At 60.0% G+C, this 22,595-nt stretch carries 15 protein-coding genes, 1 tRNA gene and 1 pseudogene; 7 read left to right on the forward strand and 10 right to left on the reverse strand.

Features of this window, described 5'->3' with window-relative positions; all coding sequences use genetic code 11:
• On the reverse strand, positions 1 to 783 hold the full coding sequence (rph, locus tag QP093_RS08875) for a ribonuclease PH (RefSeq protein ID WP_285016141.1): 783 nt from the start codon (positions 781 to 783) through the stop codon (positions 1 to 3).
• Between the two features lie 37 nt (positions 784 to 820).
• Between rph and nudC the strand changes: the two genes are divergently transcribed.
• On the forward strand, positions 821 to 1,870 hold the full coding sequence (nudC, locus tag QP093_RS08880; protein WP_285016143.1) for an NAD(+) diphosphatase: 1,050 nt from the start codon (positions 821 to 823) through the stop codon (positions 1,868 to 1,870).
• A gap of 12 nt (positions 1,871 to 1,882) precedes the next feature.
• On the forward strand, positions 1,883 to 4,102 hold the full coding sequence (locus QP093_RS08885; RefSeq protein WP_285016145.1) for an ATP-dependent DNA helicase UvrD2: 2,220 nt from the start codon (positions 1,883 to 1,885) through the stop codon (positions 4,100 to 4,102).
• A gap of 90 nt (positions 4,103 to 4,192) precedes the next feature.
• Here the strand turns inward: QP093_RS08885 and QP093_RS08890 are convergent, their stop codons facing one another.
• Together QP093_RS08890 and QP093_RS08895 are read right to left on the reverse strand one after the other, a co-directional pair.
• Complete coding sequence (locus tag QP093_RS08890) at positions 4,193 to 5,146, reverse strand: hypothetical protein (RefSeq protein WP_285016147.1); 954 nt, start codon at positions 5,144 to 5,146, stop codon at positions 4,193 to 4,195.
• 131 nt (positions 5,147 to 5,277) lie between these two features.
• Positions 5,278 to 6,870 carry a zinc-dependent metalloprotease gene (locus QP093_RS08895; RefSeq protein WP_285016149.1) on the reverse strand — a complete coding sequence of 531 codons (1,593 nt, stop codon included), beginning with the start codon at positions 6,868 to 6,870 and terminating at the stop codon, positions 5,278 to 5,280.
• 126 nt (positions 6,871 to 6,996) lie between these two features.
• On the opposite strand from QP093_RS08895, the gene QP093_RS08900 reads away from it, so the two are divergent.
• A complete protein-coding gene (locus QP093_RS08900) occupies positions 6,997 to 8,325 on the forward strand; it encodes a YlbL family protein (RefSeq protein WP_285016151.1) in 1,329 nt (442 codons plus the stop codon).
• Positions 8,326 to 8,403: 78 nt separating this feature from the next.
• On the opposite strand, the gene QP093_RS08905 is transcribed toward QP093_RS08900, so the two are convergent.
• Entirely contained in the window at positions 8,404 to 8,976 is a 573-nt protein-coding gene (locus QP093_RS08905; protein ID WP_285016153.1) for a PPA1309 family protein, read from the reverse strand.
• A gap of 401 nt (positions 8,977 to 9,377) precedes the next feature.
• Here QP093_RS08905 and QP093_RS08910 point away from each other — a divergent pair, with 401 nt between their 5' ends.
• Both QP093_RS08910 and QP093_RS08915 read left to right on the forward strand, forming a co-directional pair.
• Complete coding sequence (locus QP093_RS08910; RefSeq protein WP_285016182.1) at positions 9,378 to 12,410, forward strand: UPF0182 family membrane protein; 3,033 nt, start codon at positions 9,378 to 9,380, stop codon at positions 12,408 to 12,410.
• Positions 12,411 to 12,704: 294 nt separating this feature from the next.
• Positions 12,705 to 12,781: transfer RNA gene (locus QP093_RS08915), tRNA-Met, on the forward strand.
• Between the two features lie 465 nt (positions 12,782 to 13,246).
• On the opposite strand, the gene QP093_RS08920 is transcribed toward QP093_RS08915, so the two are convergent.
• Both QP093_RS08920 and QP093_RS08925 read right to left on the reverse strand, forming a co-directional pair.
• Positions 13,247 to 13,627, reverse strand: a complete 381-nt coding sequence (locus tag QP093_RS08920; protein WP_285016155.1) for a YbjQ family protein — start codon at positions 13,625 to 13,627, stop codon at positions 13,247 to 13,249.
• Between the two features lie 128 nt (positions 13,628 to 13,755).
• On the reverse strand, positions 13,756 to 14,352 hold the full coding sequence (locus tag QP093_RS08925) for a mycothiol-dependent nitroreductase Rv2466c family protein (protein WP_092648322.1): 597 nt from the start codon (positions 14,350 to 14,352) through the stop codon (positions 13,756 to 13,758).
• A gap of 793 nt (positions 14,353 to 15,145) precedes the next feature.
• On the opposite strand from QP093_RS08925, the pseudogene QP093_RS10140 reads away from it, so the two are divergent.
• Positions 15,146 to 15,649 (forward strand): annotated as a pseudogene (locus QP093_RS10140) (alpha/beta hydrolase); the annotation flags it as partial.
• A gap of 298 nt (positions 15,650 to 15,947) precedes the next feature.
• On the opposite strand, the gene QP093_RS08935 reads toward QP093_RS10140, so the two are convergent.
• Positions 15,948 to 17,006: a glycosyltransferase family protein gene (locus tag QP093_RS08935; protein ID WP_285016158.1), complete on the reverse strand. Its 1,059-nt coding sequence runs from the start codon at positions 17,004 to 17,006 to the stop codon at positions 15,948 to 15,950.
• Entirely contained in the window at positions 17,003 to 19,462 is a 2,460-nt protein-coding gene (locus tag QP093_RS08940; RefSeq protein WP_502929416.1) for a sodium-translocating pyrophosphatase, read from the reverse strand. Before QP093_RS08940 ends, QP093_RS08935 begins: the two co-directional genes overlap by 4 nt.
• 371 nt (positions 19,463 to 19,833) lie before the next feature.
• Between QP093_RS08940 and QP093_RS08945 the strand changes: the two genes are divergently transcribed.
• A complete protein-coding gene (locus tag QP093_RS08945) occupies positions 19,834 to 21,144 on the forward strand; it encodes a DNA recombination protein RmuC (protein WP_285016162.1) in 1,311 nt (436 codons plus the stop codon).
• Here the strand turns inward: QP093_RS08945 and QP093_RS08950 are convergent.
• Together QP093_RS08950 and QP093_RS08955 are read right to left on the reverse strand one after the other, a co-directional pair.
• Positions 21,113 to 21,742 (reverse strand): dihydrofolate reductase, encoded by a 630-nt coding sequence (locus QP093_RS08950; protein ID WP_058236047.1) that lies wholly within the window; start codon positions 21,740 to 21,742, stop codon positions 21,113 to 21,115. The two genes, QP093_RS08945 and QP093_RS08950, sit on opposite strands and share 32 nt — an antisense overlap.
• A complete protein-coding gene (locus QP093_RS08955; protein ID WP_070725633.1) occupies positions 21,739 to 22,572 on the reverse strand; it encodes a thymidylate synthase in 834 nt (277 codons plus the stop codon). Before QP093_RS08955 ends, QP093_RS08950 begins: the two co-directional genes overlap by 4 nt.
• Positions 22,573 to 22,595 lie beyond the last annotated feature (23 nt).

Below are 22,595 nucleotides of genomic sequence, written 5' to 3' on the forward strand. Positions count from 1 at the left end.
TCAATCCTCCAACGAGACGGTTGTGCCGACCTCGGCTTCCAGTCCGCGCTGCTGCAGGTTATGCAGCGTCGCATTGCCGGCGGTGGCCAGGTCGAGCAGCTGCCCGAGCTCCTCCCGGTCAAAGAGGGCGTGCTCAGCGGTGCCCTGAACTTCGACGAATTTACCGGAACCGGTTTGCACGACGTTCATGTCAGTCTGGGCGCGCACGTCTTCCTCGTACGGCAGGTCCAGCATGGGAACGCCGTCGATGATTCCCACTGAAATGGCGCTGACTGAGTCGGACAGCACGGGAGCGGACGCCTGTGGATGAATGAGGCCGTTTTCAGTTCCCCACCTGACAGCATCGGCCAGCGCAACCCATGCGCCGGTCACAGATGCGGTGCGGGTGCCACCGTCGGCGCGCAGCACGTCGCAATCCAGCACGATCGTGTTCTCACCGAGGGCTGCCATATCCACCACTGCGCGCAGTGAGCGACCGATGAGCCGGGAAATCTCCTGAGTGCGCCCCGAAATCTTGCCTTTGACAGATTCACGCTGACTGCGGTCCGACGTTGCGCGCGGCAGCATCGCGTATTCGCCGGTCACCCAGCCCAGGCCGGAGTCCTTCCGCCAGCGCGGGACGCCGGCAGTCAGGGATGCCACGCACAGGACGCGGGTGTTGCCTGATTCGATCAGTACGGAGCCTTCACCGGTCCCGGACCATCCGCGGGTCATGCGAACGGAACGAAGCTGGTCGAGTGCGCGCCCGTCGGCGCGAGTTTCTTCATTATTTTCAAGTGTCATAGTGACCACGGTAGTGCGAACCGTTACTGTGGTCATTATGGAACTCGATCTTCCACTGGCGCGCGGCGCACTCGACGCGATGACGACGATGCGCGAAAAAACCACCATCTCGCAGATTCTGAACGACGGTCCTGCCGCATTTCACGGCCTTGTCGACGGGGAAGTCAGCAATATTCGTCTCTTCTTCCTCGATTCGACAGGATCTGTCGGACTCATCCCATCAGGTGACGGACTTCACGTCTTCAGCGTGCCTGCCTCGTGCGCGTCCCTCTTCTCTTTCCCCATTGACGAGGGCGACGCTGCCCTGATCGGACGCACTGGCAACGGGGTTGCCTACATCGCCATTGCACTGCCCACAGGACAGGAAGATGCTCTTGAAGAAACGCTCGGCGAGAGTGGGCAATCAGAGGGCATTTGCGATCTGAGTTGGCACAGCGTGCGCCGCGTCGGGCACCTGCTGAGTGACGATGACAGTGCCATGACAACCGCCGCAAGCGCCCTGCTGTTCTGGCGCGCCGCCACCAGCTTTTGTGCCCGATGCGGCGCAGCGGTGCGGCCCACAGGCTGCGGCTGGACCGTCACATGCAGTCAGTGCGATCACATCGAATACCCGCGTCAGGATCCGGCAGTGATCGTCGCCATCGTTGACGACGATGAGCGATTGCTCCTGGCACACAATTCAGGATGGAAGACGGGGTACTACTCGTTGATCGCCGGCTTCATGGAAGCGGGTGAGGCACCCGAACGTGCAGTGGCGCGTGAAGTGCGTGAAGAAGTCGGACTGGATGTGAGGCAGGTTCGATATCAGGGTGCGCAGCCGTGGCCATTTCCGCGCTCGCTGATGCTGGGATTCACCGCTCATGTCACGGGCGGGCACGACAGTGAGCCGGACGTGCGTCCCGATGGCTCCGAAATAACGAATGCCGCGTTCTATTCGCGCGACGAGTTCGCTCAGTGTCTGCGCGATGGTCGGATCATCGCATCAGGGCCGACGGCGATTGCACACGGGCTGATCGAACAGTGGTTCGGTGGCCCGTACCTGCATCTGCAGCAGGGCACACGGTCCGCAGATGCACGTGCCCACTGAGACAATGCCTCTATGACAGACAGCATGATGGAAGCGGAGCAGCTTCTGGACGCCCTCGATGAGGATCAGCGGCGCGTTGCCCAACAGGTACGCGGCCCGATGGCTGTCCTCGCGGGGGCAGGAACAGGGAAAACTCGCGCAATCACGTACCGCATCGCATACGGTGCGGCCACCGGCGCGTACGATCCGGTGAGCGTCCTGGCCGTAACCTTCACACAGCGCGCTGCAGCCGAGATGCGTCAGCGACTGCGGGATCTGGGCGTGGCTGCGGCCCAGGCGCGCACTTTCCATTCCGCTGCGCTGCGCCAACTGACGTATTTTTGGGAAACAGGGTTTGGCGGTAGGCGCCCGGACTTGATCGAACACAAGGCATCACTGGTTGCGTCAGCTGCCGCGCGCTGTGGGATCAGGGCGGACAAGACCACGGTTCGTGACCTGGCGGCAGAAATTGAATGGTCAAAAGTCTCCATCGTAGATGCCGAACGCTATGCGCCAGTGGCGCGCAGACAGGGACGTATCCCCCCGGCAGGCCTGGAGCACTCAGAGTTCGCTCGCCTGTTTGACGCTTACGAGGAAGCGAAAATGGATCGCGCCGTCATCGACTTTGAGGACGTGCTGATTTTGATGTGCGGCCTGATGGAAACACGTGAGGATATTGCCCGGCATATCCGCTCTCAATACCGCAATTTTGTGGTCGATGAGTACCAGGACGTGTCCGCGCTGCAGCAGCGCCTCCTGGACCTGTGGCTGGGGGAGCGCCATGACGTGTGCGTGGTCGGTGATGTCGCTCAGACGATCTATTCCTTTGCCGGGGCAGACGCATCCTATTTGGCCAGGTTTGCGCAGCGCCATCCAGGGACGCGCGTAGTGGAACTGACCCGTGATTACCGCTCAACCCCTCAGATTGTGTCGATAGCGAACCGAGTGATGGAACGGGCTGGCAGGTCGCGACTCAGTGCAGGCACCGCAGCAAGTGGTGCTTCGGGTGACGGCTCAGGGGCCCGTCCCTCGACAGGAGCGATGGCCGGCGCCGTCCGCCTGGTGTCGCAGCGACCATCCGGTGCGGCAGTGGCGTTTCGGACGTATAGCGACGACATGGAGGAAGCTGCCGGTGTTGCGCAGCGCATCGCAGCGCTGGTCAAGTCCCGTGATGCCTCCTTGCATTCGTGTGCGATCCTGTACCGCACGAACTCGCAGTCAGAAGTTCTTGAAACGGCCTTGTCGCAGGCCGGATTGTCATTCGTTGTCCAGGGCGGCAAGCGCTTCTTCGAACGTGAGGAAATCAAGCGCGCAATGCTGGTGCTTCGGCGCGAGGCAACCGCGCTGCGCCGTCACGAGGATGGGGACACCACCGACGGTGCGGATGACGGCGCAGACAGGGCGCACGCCCCTGATTCTGTGGACGCAGGTGGCGACACCGGACTGGTTGATACGGTCAAAGAACAGCTCGCCCTGGTGGGGTGGAGCCCGGATGCTCCACAAAATGCCGGTGCTGAACGTGAACGGTGGGACAACCTCAATGCTCTGATCAGCCTGGCTGAAGAGCGCGCACACCTGACGTTGCCCAAATTCGTCGATGAGCTGGGGGAACGCTCTGTTGCTCAAGCTGCCCCCACAGTCGATGGCGTCACGCTGTCCACGCTGCATGCAGCGAAAGGACTGGAGTGGGACAACGTGTTCCTGGTCGGTGCCAGCGAAGGGTTGCTGCCGATCTCACTGGCCGCTACTGCGCAGGCACGGGAAGAAGAACGACGCCTGCTCTATGTCGGCTTGACGCGTGCGCGTGATCGCCTCGAAGTGTCGTGGTCGCGTTCCCGTGGCACTGGCCGCAGCCATAAGAACAGGTCACGCACATCGTTGCTCGATGGTATCTGGCCCAGGGAAGATGAATCTGCGCGCAGCGCCTCCCGTTCACGTGCGCGATCATCTCAGCCACGCCGCAAGGCTGACGATATGGAAGCCTTTGAACACGAGTTCGGGCCGCAGGCAGTGGCAGCATTCGAAGCGCTTAAACACTGGCGTCTTGAACAGGCCCACGCCCAGTCGAAACCAGCATTTACCGTCTTTGTCGATTCCACGCTGCGCGACATTGCGTCGGCTCGTCCCAAGACGCTGCGTCAGCTTGGAGTTATCCGAGGCGTGGGTCCTGTCAAACTTGATGCCTATGGCCCTCAGGTTCTGGCTATTCTGCGCGGTCTGGACGAAGCGGAGTCTGACGGGGCCTCGAAATAAGCAAGAAACCGACAGTGGGCGCGGATCCTGGGCGACCACACGATCTGGCACTTCACCACGTATCTTGCCGGGCGCGGCTCCAGAGCAGATTCACGAATAGGCGCGGATAGCGACCGGCTCGCGGGATGGAACGGCGTCTTCAAAGGGTGTGCCGTAAGCCCCGCACCCGCAGCGCTCATGTGGTGCGATCGCACTGAGCCTCACCTGCCCGTCGGAATCAACATGCGCGGTTAAGGCATCTGGCCCGCACATTTCGGACTCACCAAGTACCGAGTACCCCAACGTTCGGGCGACGGCCGTGGCCGCACACAACGCTGCCTGACACTCACATGCCGGTGGCAAGGGGCCAACTGGCCACTGTTCCATCTGCGTGGCCAGCAGCGGCCACGACGCATCAGTATCAACTAAAGCCAGTGCCGCACACTGCGCGCACGGGGTGTGCCCAGGTATCACCAACGGTCCGATGACTACGGAGCGTTCATGGCGCGTCATCACCAGGTGCTGCTGGTCATCAGCCAGTAAGAACCCGCACGCAGCCAGGTCAAAACTTCTGGGCCGAGACACCACCGTCAGATCACTGCGCGACAGGGAACCGACAAACACGTGTGGAAAACGCGCTCGGATCATCTCGCCTGCAGCGTACGCGCGGCACGTTGCGAACGTGTCGGCGGGCATCAGATCAGCGAACCTCCCGATCGATGGTCGCGGATCTCGAAACTCAAAACGTGAAAAACCGCTGCGTATCAGCAGTTCAACGAGGCGCACGCTCAGGGCATCCAGTCCGTCAATGCAGATCCCTTCACCCATGGCGGATGCCTCCCCCTCGTCAATGAGATGAGCCGCGCGCAAGCGGGAGACAAGAGGAAGCACGTGCGGCAGCATGCGGACAGGAGGGTCCTCAGGTGAGGAGGATGCGGCCTGCACGAGCCATTCACGTTGCGCGGATGTGACCTGGGTGAACACGACACACTTGGATGGATCTGAACCAATCTGAACGGTCGTCGGGTCGCGCCAAAGGACCGCTGTTCCTGGGATGATGCGCATACTGTCTCCTCGCATGTCATGGTGTCCTCATGGTCGGGACGGTCACCGGTAGTGCCAGTCCAGATTGTGACGCCCATGCATACCTGAAGTCAGCAGCAGTGCGAGATCTGTGGATAACCGCGGGGCGGCGGCTAGTCGCGTGAGTCGGAGCCGTCAGGATCCGTCGGGTCAGAGGTGTCAGTGTCTGACGGGTCAGCGTCGGGGCGGTCGGCCTCGTCGGATGCGCCGGTATCCGCCTGGCCGTCTGAATCAGGCTGATCGTCGGGGATCACACCGGCTTCGCGCAACGAATCCATCTCCGGATCGTCACTCGGGCTCAGACCCTCCGCCCATCCGAGCGTGCCATCCAACATGGCGCTCAACGCTTCATCAATGTCAGCCGATTCCTCGCGCTCGCGGGCACGTCGATCCAGGAACTCCGTCGGCTCGTCAAGATCCTGAGCGGTCGGAATCATGTCAGGATGGTGCCACAGTGCTTCGCGCGCCTCGGTGCCCTGAGCCTGCTCAACGATAGTGAACAGCTTCGCTGCACCGCGCGCGCGACGCGGACGCATGGTCAGGCCGATCAGCGACCCCAACATCTGCTCGGCGGGACCACCCGTTGCGCGCCGGCGACGCATCAATTCACGCAGGCGATCCGCATGAGGCAGATACGGAGCGACGGCGCGGGCAGTGGTCACCTCCACCCAGCCTTCGACCAAAGCCAACAGCGTTTCCAGGCGTTCGAGTGCTTCGGTCTGACGCTCAGTTGGCTCTGTGGCAAAAATCTGATCAGTCATCGACGTGCTAAAGGATGACGGGTCCGCCGGATCGATGTTGCGAGCCGCGTCAGCGATCGCGTCCGTGTCGATCGCAATCTCAGCAGAGTACTTTTCCACCGCGCGCACAAGATCAGAACCAAGCCACGGAACGGATGCGAAAAGACGCTGGTGAGCGCATTCGCGCACGGCGAGGAACTGCTGGACTTCCTCACGCGGCATTTCCAGATCCTTGGTGAATTCGTGAATATTGCCAACGACGAGTGCGGTCTGATCCAGGCCCGCCAATGGAATACCCACATCGGTTGAACTCAGTGCTTCGCCGGCCAAGCCTCCCAGTGCCTGACCGATCTGCATGGCGAAGACCATCGCCGCCAGTTTCGGCATCATCTCACTGGTACGCCCGGCCAGTTCTCCAATACCTTCGGGCATTCCGGGCATGTGGAGCTGCGCCATCATCTGCGAATCACCGAACTGTTCCTGCATGGCCTCGACCAGTGCGCGAGACACATTCGACGCGACCGGTTCGCACATGCGTTTCCACATGTCGAGCGTGTGATCAATCCAGTCGACACGCGTCCACGCCTGCCGGTCGCCGCCGCGGTGCGTAAAAGACGTCACCGGGTCAAGCCACAAGTCGGCAACCGTCATCGCTTCACGTGCCTGCGCAGCTTCAGTTGCCGTCACGCTGGGTGACTGACCAAAAGTACTCTGACGTGCCAGATCGGAGGCAACTGACCAATTGACTGGGCCTGACGTCGTGTTCATCAGCGCGTTGAACTGACTCATCATCGCCTGCAGCTGGCCAGGATTACTCATGAAAGACGGCATCTTCGATGAGTCAAACCCCTGCTCGCGCATAGCGCGTGCGGCCTCCTCGCCGGCATCTTCACCAAGCAGGCGGCGCAAAATTTCTTCCAACGGGTCGGGGGCAGAGTCATCCGGGCGGTCAGTTTCATCGCTCATGCCCTGAGCCTACTCGTTCAGATGCCCCAGCGGAACACGGGCGCGATGCGTGCGCTGTCAGCGGAAAAGCAGGGGAGCTACGTATCGATTGATGCCGGGCGCCCGACAATATGTCACGATTGAATCGTGCACATTCAACGCAATGACTCATCTGCCGACTTTGAGACGACACCGGGCGACACAGGAAACCGGCCCGAAGAAGCACTGAAAGACAGCGCCGAGACGGCGAACACTGCGCGTGAAGTGACAGCTGCAGATGCTGAAAACGACGAGAACCGGCAGCCGGGTGCGACCGACAAGAAACCCCACGGTCTGCTGCGAAACCTGTGGTGGATAGTGCCGGGCATCGTCTTTCCGATCGTGTGCGCCCTCATCACCCTGATCCCGGTGCCCTATGTGGTCAATGCCCCTGGTCCCACAGTCAACATTCTCGGAACTCACGAGGGCGCCCCTACCATTCAGATCAGTGGAAATGATCCGAAAACGGGCAAACCTGTCGAACTGGATCCCGTGCACGAAACTGAACAAGACGACGGTGACCAGACCGGGCAGTTACGTATGGTCACGGTCCTTCAACGCGGCGGACCGGGAAACAGTCTGGCAACGCTCGATCTGATTCGGGCATGGTTCTCCGGTCACGACGAAATCATTCCGTACCGGGAGGTTTTCCCTCCGGACGTGACCAGCGAAGAGGCCAAGGAAGCCGCTCAGATGCAGATGAAATCATCGGAATCAGCAGCGTCCGTGGTTGCCCTCGAGCATCTGGGATGGGACGTGCCCGCTGACGTGCAAGTTGAGGGCGCCGTTCCCGGATCAGACGCTGTAGGCAAGGTGGAGCAAGGTGACCAGATCGTGTCCATCACCACGCCAGATGGCACAGTGCATCCAGTTGATTCGGGATCTGTCCCATTTGCGCTGATGCGGACAGTTCCGCCCGACTCGCAGGTGACGCTCACGGTTGTGCGTAACGGGAAAACGATCGATATCCCGATCGTATCCAGCAAGAAAGCGCTGCCGGATCCTGACTCTGAAGAAGCCACCTCGTCATCGCTGCTTGGCGTGTACCTGTCTGTTCATCCGCAGCTCCCACTCGATATCGACATCACGCTTCAGGATGTGGGCGGTCCTTCGGCAGGAATGATGTTTGCACTGGGAATCTATGACCGGCTGACCCCGGGAGACCTGACCGGGGGAGTGATAATCGCCGGCACCGGAGCCTTGTCATTTGACGGCCAGGTGGAGCCGATCGGCGGCATCCAGCAGAAAATGGTGGGCGCGAACAACGACGGTGCTCAGTGGTTCCTGGCCCCCGGCACCAACTGTGACGAGGTAGTGGGGCATATTCCCGACGGACTGAACGTGACGCGCGTGGATACGTTCGACGATGCGCTCACCGCCGTCACGGCAATTGCGGCTGGAACAACGGATTCGTTGCCCACCTGCGAAGCCAGGTAACAGCGCGCAGGTTCCCTCGTCACTTCGCTATAGGCGCCGTGACACGCCACAACATGACGAGCTGCGCAGGTTCCCTCGTCAATCCTGACCGTCGTCACTCAAGGACGCGAGCAGTGCCTGCGACAGGCTCGGAACCAGATCCTCACCCACCGCAACCGCTTCATCCGTGTCGAAGGTACGCGTGCGCACCGCAGACCACGTCAGCCCCGTTCGCATCGCACCGACGACCAGGCGCACCTCCGTGCGAGACGGGTGCTCCGCGATGAACGCCAACGCCTCATCGGGATCATCAGGCGCCGCAGCCTCCACCTCAGGGGGCACCACGATGCGTTCAACGCTCAGAGCTGCGCCCGCAACGGAGCGCGGCCATGCCAACTGTGCCAGCACCGATTCCAGATCGTCAGAGTCGAGCGGCTCCTGAGCGATGGCAGACAGGTGTTCAGAGGAACCATCCCACCCACTCTTGAGCTGCTCGACCACGTCAGCTGGCATGGCGGGTTCATCTATAAGCTGACGCGTGGGGACCAGGGCGTACAGCATCGGCGGGCGGTCCCACCCCAGGCGCGCAGCAGCCCGCTCAATTTCACGCACACACGCCGCGAGGGCGCGTTGAGCAGGAGACAGGTCACGGTCACGTTCAGCTTCAGTCATGGTCTTATCGTGGCACGAGGGCGGCCCGGATGCGAGGAACGACCAAGCTTGAGGCGCCTAATAACGGTAGAATGGACAGCACATGCGGAAATCGAGTAAGAGAGGATGACGCGGTGAGCGCCTTCCCGACTAGCAGGTCCAGCTCCGGTGATTCGAAGCCTTCGGACGGAAACGGGCCATTTGATACCAGCGAGATCCTGTCTGCGCTGTTCGGCCAGCAAGCCGGCTCAGCAGCCGGACGATTCAAGGGGACAGGCCCCTTCCGTCAGCGTGCCGAAGACGGTGATGACGGTTCAGGCGACTCCGGATCAGGAGACGGCGGCGGTCGCGGTTCAGGTGGCGGACGCGGCTCAGGTGGCGGCTCCCCCAGCTCATCATCCGGTAAGAGGCGCTTCGGTCCGCTGGCGACGACTCTCGCGATCCTGGCTGCCATTTTTGTGATCGTCTACGCTGCGTCATCATTTTGGACGGAGATCCTCTGGTTCAGCCAGATGAAGTCTACGCGCATCCTGTGGACCCGGTGGGGAACGATGGCGGGCCTGTTCGTCCTCGGTTTCGCCATCATCTTCGCTGCGATCTCGGCGGCGGTTCAGATTGCGTACCGTCACCGCAGCGATTCCAGTCGAGGTGACGAGGGAGCCAACCTGCGGCACTATCGCGACACCATCGAACCGATGCGCAAACTCGTTTTCTGGGGAGTCCCGGCGCTCATCGCGCTCATCAACGCCGGACGACTGTCCTCGCAGTGGGACACGTTCCTGATGTTCTTCAAACGTCAGCCCTTCGGCAAGTCTGAGCCGATCTTCGGAATCGACAACTCGTTCTTCGTTTTCACGCTGCCTTTCTTCCAGGCAATCGTCTCATTCTTCATGTCAGTGACAATCTGGTCGCTGATCGCCGCGGTGGTCGTGCACTACCTGTACGGCTCGTTAGCCCTGAGCCCGCGCCCGCATGCCACAAAATCCGCACGCATCCACCTCGGTGTCATGGCAGCAATCATTTCCTTGCTTTTCGGCCTGAACTACTGGCTGGGTCGCTACGGTCTGCTGACCAAGATGGGTGAGCCAACCGACGGCGCGCTCTACACCGACATCAACGCTCAGTTGCCCGCCCAGTCCATCCTCGCCGTTATTTCCGTGCTGGTGGCAGTCCTCTTCCTGGTCGCCGCATTCAAGGGAACGTGGCGTCTGCCCCTGACGGGGGTGGTGGTCACAGTGGTGTCCGCCCTCGTCATCGGGATGGCGTACCCGGCTCTGATTCAGCGCCTCTACGTCACGCCGAACGCCCGAAACGCAGAGGCTCCTTACATTCAGCACAACATCGATGCGACGCTGGAAGCCTACGGGTTGAACGACCTCGAGTTCCAAAGCTACGAGGCGCGCACCACCGCTGCGCCCGGGCAGTTGCGCGAGGACACGGAATCAACCTCGCAGATCCGACTCCTGGACCCGCAGGTCATCACCCCCACCGTCACCCAGCTGCAGCAGTCGCGCCCGTACTACGACTTCGGATCGGGCATGGCCGTGGACCGTTACGTGGTTGACGGCGAGCGCCGCGACACGGTAATCGCCATGCGTGAGCTCAATCTTGAGGGCCTGTCATCTGAGCAGCAAACATGGGTGAACCGCCATACGGTCTACACGCACGGGTTTGGTGTTGTGGCCGCATACGGTAACCAGGTCACCACGGATGGCCTGCCTGCGTACTGGGAAAAGTCCATTCCGTCTGAAGGCGAAATGGGAGACTACGAACCGCGCATCTACTTCTCGCCCTCGTCTCCGAACTATTCGATTGTGGGCGCACCTGAAGGCGCTGAGCCGCAGGAACTGGACTACCCCGATGACACGGCGGCGTCCGGCCAGGTGCGCTACACCTTCCAGGGCGATGGCGGCCCCTCGGTCGGTAACCTGTGGAACAAGTTGCTGTATTCGATCAAGTTTGGCTCCTACGACATTTTCTTCTCCTCGCAAACCAACTCGCAGTCACAGATTCTGTACGATCGTGATCCGCTGACTCGTGTGGCCAAGGTTGCGCCGTACCTGACGCTGGAGCAAAAGCCTTATCCGGCAGTTGTCGACATGGACGATGATCCGTCTACGCCGAAGCGTCTGGTGTGGGTCGTTGACGCGTACACAACGTCAAACGCCTACCCGTATTCGGCGCACCAGCAGCTGGATCAGTCGACAGTGGATTCGCTGTCCTCCGACGCCAGCCAGTTCGTCAGCGCCGGTAACACGGTCAACTACATGCGTAACTCCGTCAAGGCTGTTGTCGACGCATATGACGGGCACGTGCGCCTGTTCCAGTGGGACAACGACGATCCGGTTTTGAAGACCTGGATGGGTGTCTACCCGAACACAGTGGAGCCGTTGTCTGAGATTTCCGGTGATCTGATGGCGCACCTGCGCTACCCGGAGGATCTGTTCAAGGTGCAGCGCGACCTGTTGACCTCGTACCACGTGACCGAGGCTGCCCAGTACTACACCGGTGGTGACCTATGGAGGCTGGCGCAGGAAACGTCAACGGCCGCGCTGGCGAGCGCTCAGCAGCAGGGTGTGGAGGGTATCCAGCAGCCCGGACAGTCCACTCCTCAGATCCCGCAACCGCCGTACTACCTGACCATGCAGATGCCTGGGCAGGAAAGCGCAGAGTTCTCGCTGACATCGGTATTCGTGCCGGGCGGTGCGTCCAAGCGTGAAGCTATGGCAGGCTTCCTTGCGGTTGATTCGGAGACGGGCAATGAGCCGGGCAAGGTGCGTGAGGGGTACGGCAAGCTTCGACTGATCGCGTTGCCGTCTGACCTGACGGTGCCTGGCCCCGGTCAGGTTCAGAACGCCTATGACTCGAACCAGCAGATCGGTTCGCAGTTGAACCTGCTGAACCAGTCGGATTCGACGGTTATCCGCGGCAACCTGCTGACACTGCCTGTTGGCGGCGGTTTGCTGTACGTCCAGCCTGTCTACGTTCAAGGTAAGGGCACGGCCTCGTATCCGGTGCTGCGCATGGTGCTGACAGCGTTCGGTAACCAGGTCGGGTTTGCGCCCACGCTGCAGGAATCGCTCGATCAGACCTTTGGTGGTGATTCAGCGGCGACAGTTGCTGACGAGGTTGGAAGTTCGGGCGACGAGGGAGACTCCACTTCTCCCGCTGTTCAAAGTGCGCAGGAGAAACTCAATGCTGCGCTTGTTCAGGCATCCCAAGCCATGCAAGAAGCCGATGCGGCGATGAAGGCCGGTGATTGGGCTGCCTACGGTACGGCTCAGAAGAAGCTGGACACTGCGCTGACGAACGCGTTGAACGCTCAAGCTGAGATGGGTGAGGACGTCAGCGGTGCTGCGGTGCCGGGACTGGGAGGAGCCGATGGCGCTCAGTCGGGCGCGACGAACAGTCTGACCGGAGACTCGCAAAGCGATGACGGGGGTGGAAACGGCTAGGGAGGCAATCGCGCGGGCTGACCTGCCTGACCGGTAGGCCGGACAGTCGAACCCGTAGCGGAAGGCACGCACCAGTGGCGGCTTGCAGGAAGGTTGTCAGACCTGAAGCGAGCCGCCACTGGCATATCTGACGCCATGTCTTCTTCTTGCTCGACATCTTGTGCGCTGCCACAAGACTTCCTGGAAGGCGAGGCAGTTGACAGATGCGCAGTCCTGTCATGATGCATCTCACCGCTGCAGCTCTTGCCGGGCTGGAAGCGCCCTATTACAGTAGAAGACACAAGGAAATACAGACGCGGGGTGGAGCAGTTCGGTAGCTCGCCGGGCTCATAACCCGGAGGTCGGAGGTTCAAATCCTTCCCCCGCTACCAATCGAGACTCTTGATCAGCATTCACGCTGATCAAGAGTTTTTTGTTGCCGGCCGCGCTCTGGGGGCAGATGCGATCCTGCGGCCCCTGATCCGCCTCCGATCCGGGCATTAACCCCGATCCGGCCTGCGAGGTCCCGAGACTCTGAAGGTGTCCCTTCAACGGCAGGCGTCAGCAGACGTCAACGAGTCAAGGTAGGAGTCAACCGGTCAAGGTAAGAGAGCTGGTATGGTGCGTCTCGGCATGTGAGAACCGCATGATCATGCGGAAAAGTCGCTGTCCTCTCTGCGCCGTTGATGTATCGATGGCGCTTCTACCTTGACCGGTTGACGATCGGAGGGGTTAATTACCGTGACTGGTTGACGATCTGGCGAAATCCAAGGCTTTTGCCTACCCTAGATGCACCTTGAAAGGCCGCGTTGGTGTTTGCGTGGGCAGTAGTCGATTCCGATCCAGCGGTAGGCGACTTACCGGCGGGCACCTCGGGTCTGATCCATGGACTGCAGTGTGGCACCGGCTTGGCCCTGAGGAATCGGTGAGACAACAACTGCCGTTCCATACACGCAAACCTCCGTCATTTGCTCGGCAAGCTCGCCGGTGTCGAAGCGCATCGCGATGACCACGTTGGCTCCTCTGCGGGCAGCCTGATCCACCATGCGTGACATCACCTGTTCGCGCGAGTCGATCATGATGCGGGTGTACTCCGGGATTTCGCCTCCGCCGATGGTGCGGAACGAAGCAGTAAAGGTCTGGCCTATACTCGCGGAGCGAACCGTCAGGCCCATCACTTCTCCCAGAACCGCATCGATTTGGTACCCGGGAATGTCATTTGTTGTTACAACGATCATTTGAAATACAGTAAAACACTCCGGGCGATAACGGTATACCTCAGGGGGGGATTCCGCGGCCACTTCTCCTGACGGCTACGTCATCTGGCAGGGCGGCTGTTAGCGCACTGCGCCAGGTGAGAATCAGATCAGTCGAACTGCGGGCCGGTTGTGCGCGTGCGCTTCAACTCGAAGAATCCGGGCGTACGTGCCAGAGCAACGCAGCCGTCCCAAAGATCCAGTGCCGCCTGACCATGCGGAGCAGGAGAGATCACCGGCCCAAAGAACGCGACACCGTCAAACGCGATGATGGGAACGCCAACCTCGTCACCGACCAACTCCAACGCATGCGCTACAGAGGAACGCAGTGCCTCGTCCGATGACTCCACACCGTTGGTGATAGCCTCGGGAAATCCGGCTGCCTTCACCGCGTCGGCGATGACATCACTTCCCAACTCTTTTGACTGATTATGCAGGCGCGTACCTACCTCGGTGTAGAGGGAGGCTACAGCCTCACTGCCGTGAGTGTCCGCGACCTTCTGAAACAATAACGACAGGCCGCGCCCCTGCTCGACATGTGCACGATACTCCGCATCAATGTCCTTGCCTTCATTCAGAATCGCCAGAGAGAACGGGTGCCATGTCACTTCAAAATCGCGTGCGCGAGCCACTTCTTCGACCCAGCGAGACGTGATCCACGTCCACGGGCATGTTGCATCGAACCAAAAATCTACGTGAGTACTCATATGTCTATCGTGGCGTATAAACCACGATCGCGCATTGCATTCTTGAAGGAAGGCCCGCTCTTCGCGCTGATTTCGCGAGGCGAGTCGCGCTTTACGGCATTCTCACAGGTAAGTAGTGCACACTGAGCCTGTGAATCTCATGAGTGGTTGGGTCGTCCTATTTGCCGGAGTACTGGCGCTGTGCGCACTTATTGGCACGTCCACGCTTTTGCGCCCTGCCGGACATCTTTCGCCCAATCGCGAGGGAGCGCGCACGTCGTTCATACGTATCCTCAGACGCCAGATGACAGCTTTTGTCGCCCTGTGCATTACGACGAGTCTCATGTGCACCACATTCGCTTTGCTGGCCAACCGCACCATGTCATTCCTTCGTACTCCTTCTGAGGTTGTGGGATTGGTCAAGAATGCGCTCGGTGCAGGCGACACTCGCGTATCAGCGTTTGCGCCACCCAGACAAGGCGAACAGGACCAACGCGTCGATCCACCGGAACTCGCCTACGACGCGCAGCTGCACGTATGGCGAGGAACGCTGAGCGGCGCGCAGTCCGGCTTGACGCGCGAAGTTGCCGTCTGGGCGCCACCCGGCTACGCTCCGGTCGGAGCGATACCTACTGCCTCCCAGAGTGACAGCGCCGACACGCCTATCCCGCTTTCGCGGGCCATCGTGCTTTATCACGGGTACGTGGGAACAGCGATTGGCACAGTTCAGTCACTCGAACTCACCGAACGCATAGCACCACTGGTCGAACGAGGCGAGATTCCTCCAACGCTGCTGATCTTCCCTGACCTGTCAATGGGCGGGGCAGAGCCGGACTGCGTTGACGTTGACGGGCACCCCAAAACTGAAACCTTCGTTGTCACTGATCTAGTCCCAGCGATCCGCGCAGCATTCCCAAGTATTCCGTATGATCCCGACCATTGGGCCGTAGGCGGATTTTCATCAGGCGCATACTGTGCGCCTGTTATACATGTGCGCCACCGTGACGTCTTTGGGACAGCTGTGGCGATGGGCGGGTACGATACTCCAGAATTAGGCGCTCTGAAAAATGCCGATCAGGCGACAAGGGACGCATTCACCATTTCACACTTGCTCGCTCAGCCGCATGATGTGCCCCTCAGAGTCCTCGCGATGGGCGTATATGCGGACAGGGATGCCATGACTTTTGGCACTGCCTTGCAGAAACTGGCGCGCACACAACCTAACGATACCTTCGTATCGGTCATGAAGTCCGAGGGAGCCCACGGCTGGACAACATGGCGCGAGGATCTGCCCTCAGCGTTGAAATGGTGGAGCGGTAGGGAAGTGCAGTCGGACGCTCCGACAGCCCCGCCATGGTGGCAGATCACCCAAACTGTGCCGCTGATCGGGAGCTTTAGCGCGTGGGGGATTGCCATGGCGACATCCCTGATGCGTGTGCGGATGAGGATGCGTACCGGACGGGTGCGGCGCGCTGTGACGGACTTTTTCCTCGCGGCACTCACCTGCATACTCGGGGCGCTTGTAGCGCTCCTCTTGGTCAATAACTCCGAGGTTTTCTTCTACTCGTGGGATGATCTGTGGACGAATTTCCTCAACTTCCTGCACTAGCCTGTGATCAGCTGAACCACTCCTTGACCGCGGCGAGTATCTCACGGTCGAACGCGTCATCACTGTGACGGTCGTGGATCCACGACACGAAGCTGCCCGACACAAGCTCATCGAGCTGCGCACGACACCGATCAGTTTCCGTCAATGCCCGGCGCAGCAAGTCAGCGGCCGCATCCTCGTCACCATCGGGATACATGAAGGGATACCCGTCCGGCAGCAAAGCCCTGGCCCACGGAAGATCCGGGAAAATACCGATCGCTCCGGCACCCATCGCCTCCACATAGGACAGGCCGTAGGATTCCTCGCTGGCGGTCGCCACAAACGCCGTCGTGTGCGACAGCGCCTGCCAGTATGACGCGCGCGAGGCAGTCAGCGGCCCCACCCAGATCCACGGCAGCTGTGAATACTCCATCGCCTTCTCAGAAACCAGGTGCGACTCGTGCAGCCGCATCTCCACACGCAGATCCGTGTCTTCCTGCACGGCGGACACAATATCCATGAACATGTCAGGGCGCTTGCGGTTGGCAAGGTAGATTGCCGGATACAACACCACGGGCGTGTCAGGTTCGTGACGCGGCTGCACATGCTCCAGGCGGAATCCCAGGTTCACCCACGACAACTCAGCCTTCTGAGCTAACGGTTGAACGGTCCACCGTTCCACAACTTCACGTACTTCAGCCGCTGTGCGTTCCGAGTTTGCGAACGTGGGGAACAGAGCGCACGACAACGCGAGGGCACACACCTGGACATGCTGTTCAAGCGTGTTAACCGGGAACCACACGAAGTTCATGATCTTCGGAATATTGCCGCCCGAGGCATGGTAGACGGTGTTCCATGTGCCCAGTGAGTCCACCACATCCATATTGATGATGACCGTGTCATCGGGATTGATTGATTCGATCGGCATCACGGTGAAACCCTTGCAGCGCCGTGCCACAGGGCCGATGATGCTGGAATCGGGGAAGATGCGCAGGATTCGCCTCACCAAAGTGGCACCGGCGTCATGACCGGTGACTCGGCCGCCCTCGTCAATGAGGGTCGCATCGCGTTTGATGGCAATTCTCATCGCTGTGCTCCAATCTGAGATGCAGGGGAATCAGCAGGGGAGTCCTCGCCGTCGGCCGGATCCTCCATCGGCGCCTGTATGCGCATGTGGTAGAAGGAGCGGTAGACGAAGAACGCGGACACCAGTGCGAAAATGACGGCCAGCGTGTAGACGAGGGCGCTCAATCCCTGTCCAGTCAGTGACACTGCCAGTTCCACTGCCAGCAGACCGAACAGCGTGGTGAACTTGATGATCGGATTCAGGGCAACGGAGGACGTGTCCTTGAACGGGTCGCCGACCGTGTCACCCACGATCGTCGCGTCATGCAGAGCGGTTCCCTTGGCGTGCAGGTCGACCTCGACAATCTTTTTCGCGTTATCCCACGCACCACCGGCGTTCGCCATGTAAATAGCCTGGTACAGGCCGAAGATGGCGATCGAAATGAGGTAGCCGATGAAGAAGTACGGCTCAACGAATGCGAATGACAGAGTGGCGAAGAAAACCGCCAGGAAAATCGTCAACATGCCTTGTTGCGCGTACTGTGTGCAGATCTCCACTACGCGGGTCGAATCCTTTTCGGAGGCTCGCTCCGTGTCATCGTCCAGTTTGATGGACGTCTTAATGAACTCGACGGCACGGTAGGCACCTGTGGTGACTGCCTGAATCGATGCGCCGGAGAACCAGAAGATCACCGCCCCACCCATAATCAGGCCCAGCAGGAACGGAGCGTGCAGGATCGACAGATAGTTCAGACCTTCTTCGAGGCGATTCGTCAAACCGATGATGATCGAGAAAATCATCGTCGTCGCACCTACAACAGCGGTGCCGATGAGGACCGGCTTCGCAGTGGCCTTGAAAGTGTTGCCCGCGCCGTCGTTTTCTTCCAGCATGAGTTTGGCGTTATCCCACTGCGGAGCGAAACCGTCGGAACGCTGAACCTCCTCGTCAATACCGTCGATTGCTTCAATGCGGGAAAGCTCGTAGACAGATTGCGCGTTGTCGGTCACAGGGCCGTACGAGTCGACTGCGATCGTCACTGGCCCCATTCCCAGGAAACCGAAGGCCACCAGGCCAAAGGCGAAGACAGCAGGTGCCAGCATGTAGTCGCCCAGTGTGACCTCGGAAATCAGGAACGCGCCACCCATCAGGCCAACAATCGTGATGCCCAGCCAGTAGGCGGAAAAGTTGCCGGCGACCACGCCTGACAGAATGTTCAGCGATGCTCCGCCCTGGCGTGAACTCTTCACCGTTTCGCGCACGTGGCGCGACTTTGTGGAGGTGAAGACTTTTACCAGTTCGGGGATGAGTGCGCCAGCCAACGTGCCGCACGTGACGATCGTGGCCAGTTCGATCCACAGGGCGCCGCCTTGCGGTGCGAGGACCAGCCACGACATCAGGTACGTTGCAGCGATGCAGATAATCGAGGTGAACCACACCAGCGAGCTCAACGGGGCCTCAAAGTTCATTGTTGTGGCATCGCTGTATCGCGACGCCACGATGCGCGCGTTGATCGCGTAGGCAAGAGCCGAAGCCAGAATCATGGCGACACGCACGGAGAACACCCACACCAGCAGCGTTGCCTGAAGGACGGGGTCATTGACGGCCAGGATAATGAACGTCACCAGAGCCACGCCTGTCACACCGTAGGTTTCAAAACCATCAGCGGACGGTCCTACCGAGTCGCCTGCATTATCGCCCGTGCAGTCAGCGATAACACCGGGGTTGCGCGGGTCGTCCTCGTCAATTTTGAACACGATCTTCATCAGATCCGCGCCGATGTCGGCAATCTTTGTGAAGATGCCGCCGGCTATACGCAGGGCCGAGGCTCCCAGAGACTCACCGATGGCGAAGCCGATGAAGCAGGCGCCTGCGACGTCATTGGGCAGGAACAACAGGATGATCAGCATCATCAGAAGTTCGAGGGAAATGAGGACCATTCCAATCGACATGCCGGACTTCATGGGGGTTTTATGGATCGGCAGCGGTTTGCCCCGCAAGGAGGCGTAGGCGGTGCGCGCGTTGGCGAACGTGTTGACGCGGATACCGAACCACGCCACGGAGTAGGAGCCAGCCATTCCCAGAAGCGAAAATGCGACCACAATGAGCATCTTCCCCCACGGGAAGCCGACCAGAACCTTGTAGTAGATGACGATAACTGCGGTGATGAAGACCCACAGAATCAGCAGGAAACGTCCCTGTTTCTTCAGGTAGGCCTGGCATGTTGCGTAGATCAGCTCCGCGACCTCCAACATGGAGGCGTGTACCGGCATCTTCTTGAGCTGCACGTAGGTGGCGAGGCCGAATCCCAGTCCAAGCAGGCAGACGATCAGGCCGATAATCAGCAGAGTCTGTCCCGAAAATCCACCGATGACAGTGACTTGTGACAGGTCAGGGAGCACGAGGTTTGCTTCACCGCCGTGCACGTTTGATGACGGGTCTTCGACGGCGGGAAGGGGTCTGGCGAATCCGCACAGCAGCAGTGCGAACGGCAATGCACCCAGCGCACCCAGGAATGTACGGCGCGAGCGCGGCGGCGTGGGCGAGACGGAGCACACGGCGCTGTGACGCGAGCGAAGTGAAGTGAGGGGAGGCCATATGGGGGTATGAGTGATGCGTGTCATCGGTCCTCGATTTACAGGTAGAGCATCATTGCTGTACTTGTCACCCTAGACATTTGTTGCTCACCCCGTTCGCAAACAATGCGGCCAATGTCACACGACGATTGGAAGAATGTGAGCCAGGTCATTATGAGGGTTGTCTGCTGGGTCCTTGGTCCCATTTGAGTGCGGAGTGGCTGGTGAGAGACCTATGGGCTCCAGATGCACACGGTGGTTCGTACAGTGAAGCCATGAATATATGGATGGTTGTGGTACCCCTTCTCGCACTGGTGGTGGGCCTCGTTTCAGGGTGGTTTGCCGGGGTCAACCTGGGGGCGGGGCGTGCGCTCGATTCGCTGCGTATACGCGTATCGCAGGCTGAACATGAGCGTGATATGCGTGGTGAGCAGACACGAGCCGTTCATGACCAGCTTCGTCAGCGCCTGGAAGAGGCGCATGAACAGCTCGCCGATGAGCGCGAACGATCCGAGCGCATGCGCGTGGAATATGAAGACCGCCTGGCAGATCAGGCTCAACGCAGCCTGGGGCAGCAAAAAGAACGCGCACGGATTATGGAGGCGCTGGTACCTGTCAGCGACATGTTGACGAAAATGACGCATTCCATGTCGGCGATGGAACGATCCAGAGCTGAGGAGTACGGGGTTATCCGCGCGCAGCTTGAAGCATCGACCACGATCGGCGAGCAATTACGGGTGACCACCTCTCAGCTGCATGACGTCATGGGTTCGACGTCTGTGCGCGGCCAGTGGGGCGAGATCCAGCTGCGACGCCTCGTTGACATGTGTGGCTTGATGGAACACGTTGATTTCGATGAACAGGATACGCAGCGCTGTGAGCGAAACAGCGGAGAGGCATCGGGGCGTCAGCGGCCCGACATGGTGGTGCACTTGCCGCAAGGGCGCACATTGATCATCGACTCCAAAGTGCCCTTCGACGCGTACATGAAGGCATGCGATATTCCCGACTCGGCAGGGGAGAGAGAAGCAGAACAGAAGAAGAAACTGCTTGCCCAGCATGTTCGAGCCGTGCGGTCCCACGTGGACACACTGTCGAAGAAAGAGTATTGGAAGAGGTACGAGCAGTCACCTGACCTGGTCATTGCCTTCATTCCCCTCGAATCCCTGCTGTCAGCCGCGCTGCGCGAAGATCCGCAGCTGCTGGAATACGCCTTTTCGCGAGGTGTGGCTTTGGCGTCTCCCAGCGCACTGTGGGCGTGCCTGAAGGCAGTGGCATATACGTGGCGCGAAGAATCAGCCGTTGCGCAGGTTCGCGAGTTCTACGCTCTGGCCAGCGAACTGTATTCGCGCTTGTGCACCCTCGCAGACCATGCTGAGCTTGTTCGAAAGACGATTGATGATCTGACTGAACGGTGGAACAGATTCGTCGGCTCGTTGGAAACGCGGGTGCTGGTCAGTGCCCGCAAAATGTCCCAATTGGATGAATCACATGTCATCGCGCACATCGAACCAGTAGAGAAGAAAGCGCGCAGCTTGCGGATCAGTGATCAGCTCAGCGGTGAGAAGGGCGAACAAATGTCGTGATTCTCCACCGAGCGTCACCTGACACGTCTCGCCACGACGAATCGGACCGATCAGGATCCACGTGCCAATGCTCGGGATCGACGTGCGGCGCGTACACCAGCGGCGTGTTCTGCCCGCTGAGCGGGCGCACATCCAGATCAAGGTCTGTTACGACCAGTTCATCCACCCGATCCATCGTCTGCTCATAGATCTGGGCCCCGCCGGTAATCCACACCACGGGAGCTGGGTCCCTATCCATGTCGGGTGTCGTCGCAGTGCTGGCGGTGATGGCTGCTCGCTGGTCACGGTGATCCGCCAGGTGAGCGGTTGCGACCTCGAGCGCCTCATCCAGGTTGGCAACGACCAGTGCCCCGGGGGTCTCGTAGTCGCGCTGGCGCGTCATGACGATGTTGGTGCGTCCAGGCAATGGCTGACCGCCCAGAGCCTCGTAGGAAGAGCGCCCCATGATGATCGGGTAGCCCAGCGTCATCTGTTTGAAATGCGCAAAATCAGCCGGAACATGCCACAGCATCGATGTGCCAGTTCCCAAGATGCCGTTTCGATCCTGCGCCCAAATCGACGCCAGCGTGAAATTGGGGCGCGCCACAAGTGTGCTCATACGGCGACTGATGCCTTGATCGTCGGATGGTGCTGATAATTGTCGATGTGCACATCATCAAAGTCATACTCGAACAACGAGGGTGCCTGATCCAACGTGAGCGTCGGGAACGGATACGGATCCCGTGAGAGCTGCTCGGTGACCTGGTCGACGTGATTGTTGTAAATGTGGCAATCTCCACCCGTCCAGATGAAGTCGCCCACTTCAAGCCCAGCCTGCTGGGCAAACATATGTGTCAACAGGGAATATGAGGCGATATTGAAGGGGACGCCCAGGAACAGATCCGCGCTGCGCTGATACAGCTGCAGGCTGAGACGCCCATCGGCCACGTAGAGCTGGAAAAGAGCGTGGCACGGTTCCAACGCCATATACTCCAGGTCGCCCACGTTCCACGCGGACACAATCATGCGTCGTGAGTCCGGATTTGTGCGCAAGGTGTCCATGACGTGCGAAATCTGGTCGAAGGTTCGGCCCCCCTCCGCATGCCACGAGCGCCACTGGACACCGTAAACAGGTCCCAAATCCCCCTGATCGTCGGCCCACTCGTTCCAGATGCGGATACCGTGATCCTGCAGCCACTTCACATTCGAATCGCCTCGCAGGAACCATAAGAGCTCACCCACAACCGACTTCATGTGGACGCGTTTCGTCGTAATCAGTGGGAACCCCTGGGACAGGGGATAGCGCAGCTGCGCGCCGAAAACGGAGCGGGTGCCTGTGCCGGTGCGGTCAGCCTTGGAAACGCCTTCGTTCATGACGCGCGTCAGCAAATCCTCGTACTGGCGATCCGCGCCCACAGGTGTCTCACGCCCTTCAGATGTCTGAGTCATCAATCGTCGCTCACTTCTTCATT

The sequence above is a fragment of the Pauljensenia sp. UMB10120 genome, assembly GCF_030212035.1.
GTDB classification, from domain to species: Bacteria; Actinomycetota; Actinomycetes; order Actinomycetales; family Actinomycetaceae; genus Pauljensenia; species Pauljensenia radingae_A.

What these genes read in the sequence shown, in the direction of transcription:
- rph (WP_285016141.1), bottom strand. Translation starts at nt 783, where the DNA reads ATGACACTTGAAAATAATGAAGAAACTCGCGCCGACGGGCGCGCACTC.
- nudC (WP_285016143.1), top strand. Translation starts at nt 821, where the DNA reads ATGGAACTCGATCTTCCACTGGCGCGCGGCGCACTCGACGCGATGACG.
- QP093_RS08885 (WP_285016145.1), top strand. Translation starts at nt 1,883, where the DNA reads ATGACAGACAGCATGATGGAAGCGGAGCAGCTTCTGGACGCCCTCGAT.
- QP093_RS08890 (WP_285016147.1), bottom strand. Translation starts at nt 5,146, where the DNA reads ATGCGCATCATCCCAGGAACAGCGGTCCTTTGGCGCGACCCGACGACC.
- QP093_RS08895 (WP_285016149.1), bottom strand. Translation starts at nt 6,870, where the DNA reads ATGAGCGATGAAACTGACCGCCCGGATGACTCTGCCCCCGACCCGTTG.
- QP093_RS08905 (WP_285016153.1), bottom strand. Translation starts at nt 8,976, where the DNA reads ATGACTGAAGCTGAACGTGACCGTGACCTGTCTCCTGCTCAACGCGCC.
- QP093_RS08920 (WP_285016155.1), bottom strand. Translation starts at nt 13,627, where the DNA reads ATGATCGTTGTAACAACAAATGACATTCCCGGGTACCAAATCGATGCG.
- QP093_RS08925 (WP_092648322.1), bottom strand. Translation starts at nt 14,352, where the DNA reads ATGAGTACTCACGTAGATTTTTGGTTCGATGCAACATGCCCGTGGACG.
- QP093_RS08935 (WP_285016158.1), bottom strand. Translation starts at nt 17,006, where the DNA reads ATGAGAATTGCCATCAAACGCGATGCGACCCTCATTGACGAGGGCGGC.
- QP093_RS08945 (WP_285016162.1), top strand. Translation starts at nt 19,834, where the DNA reads ATGAATATATGGATGGTTGTGGTACCCCTTCTCGCACTGGTGGTGGGC.
- QP093_RS08950 (WP_058236047.1), bottom strand. Translation starts at nt 21,742, where the DNA reads ATGAGCACACTTGTGGCGCGCCCCAATTTCACGCTGGCGTCGATTTGG.
- QP093_RS08955 (WP_070725633.1), bottom strand. Translation starts at nt 22,572, where the DNA reads ATGACTCAGACATCTGAAGGGCGTGAGACACCTGTGGGCGCGGATCGC.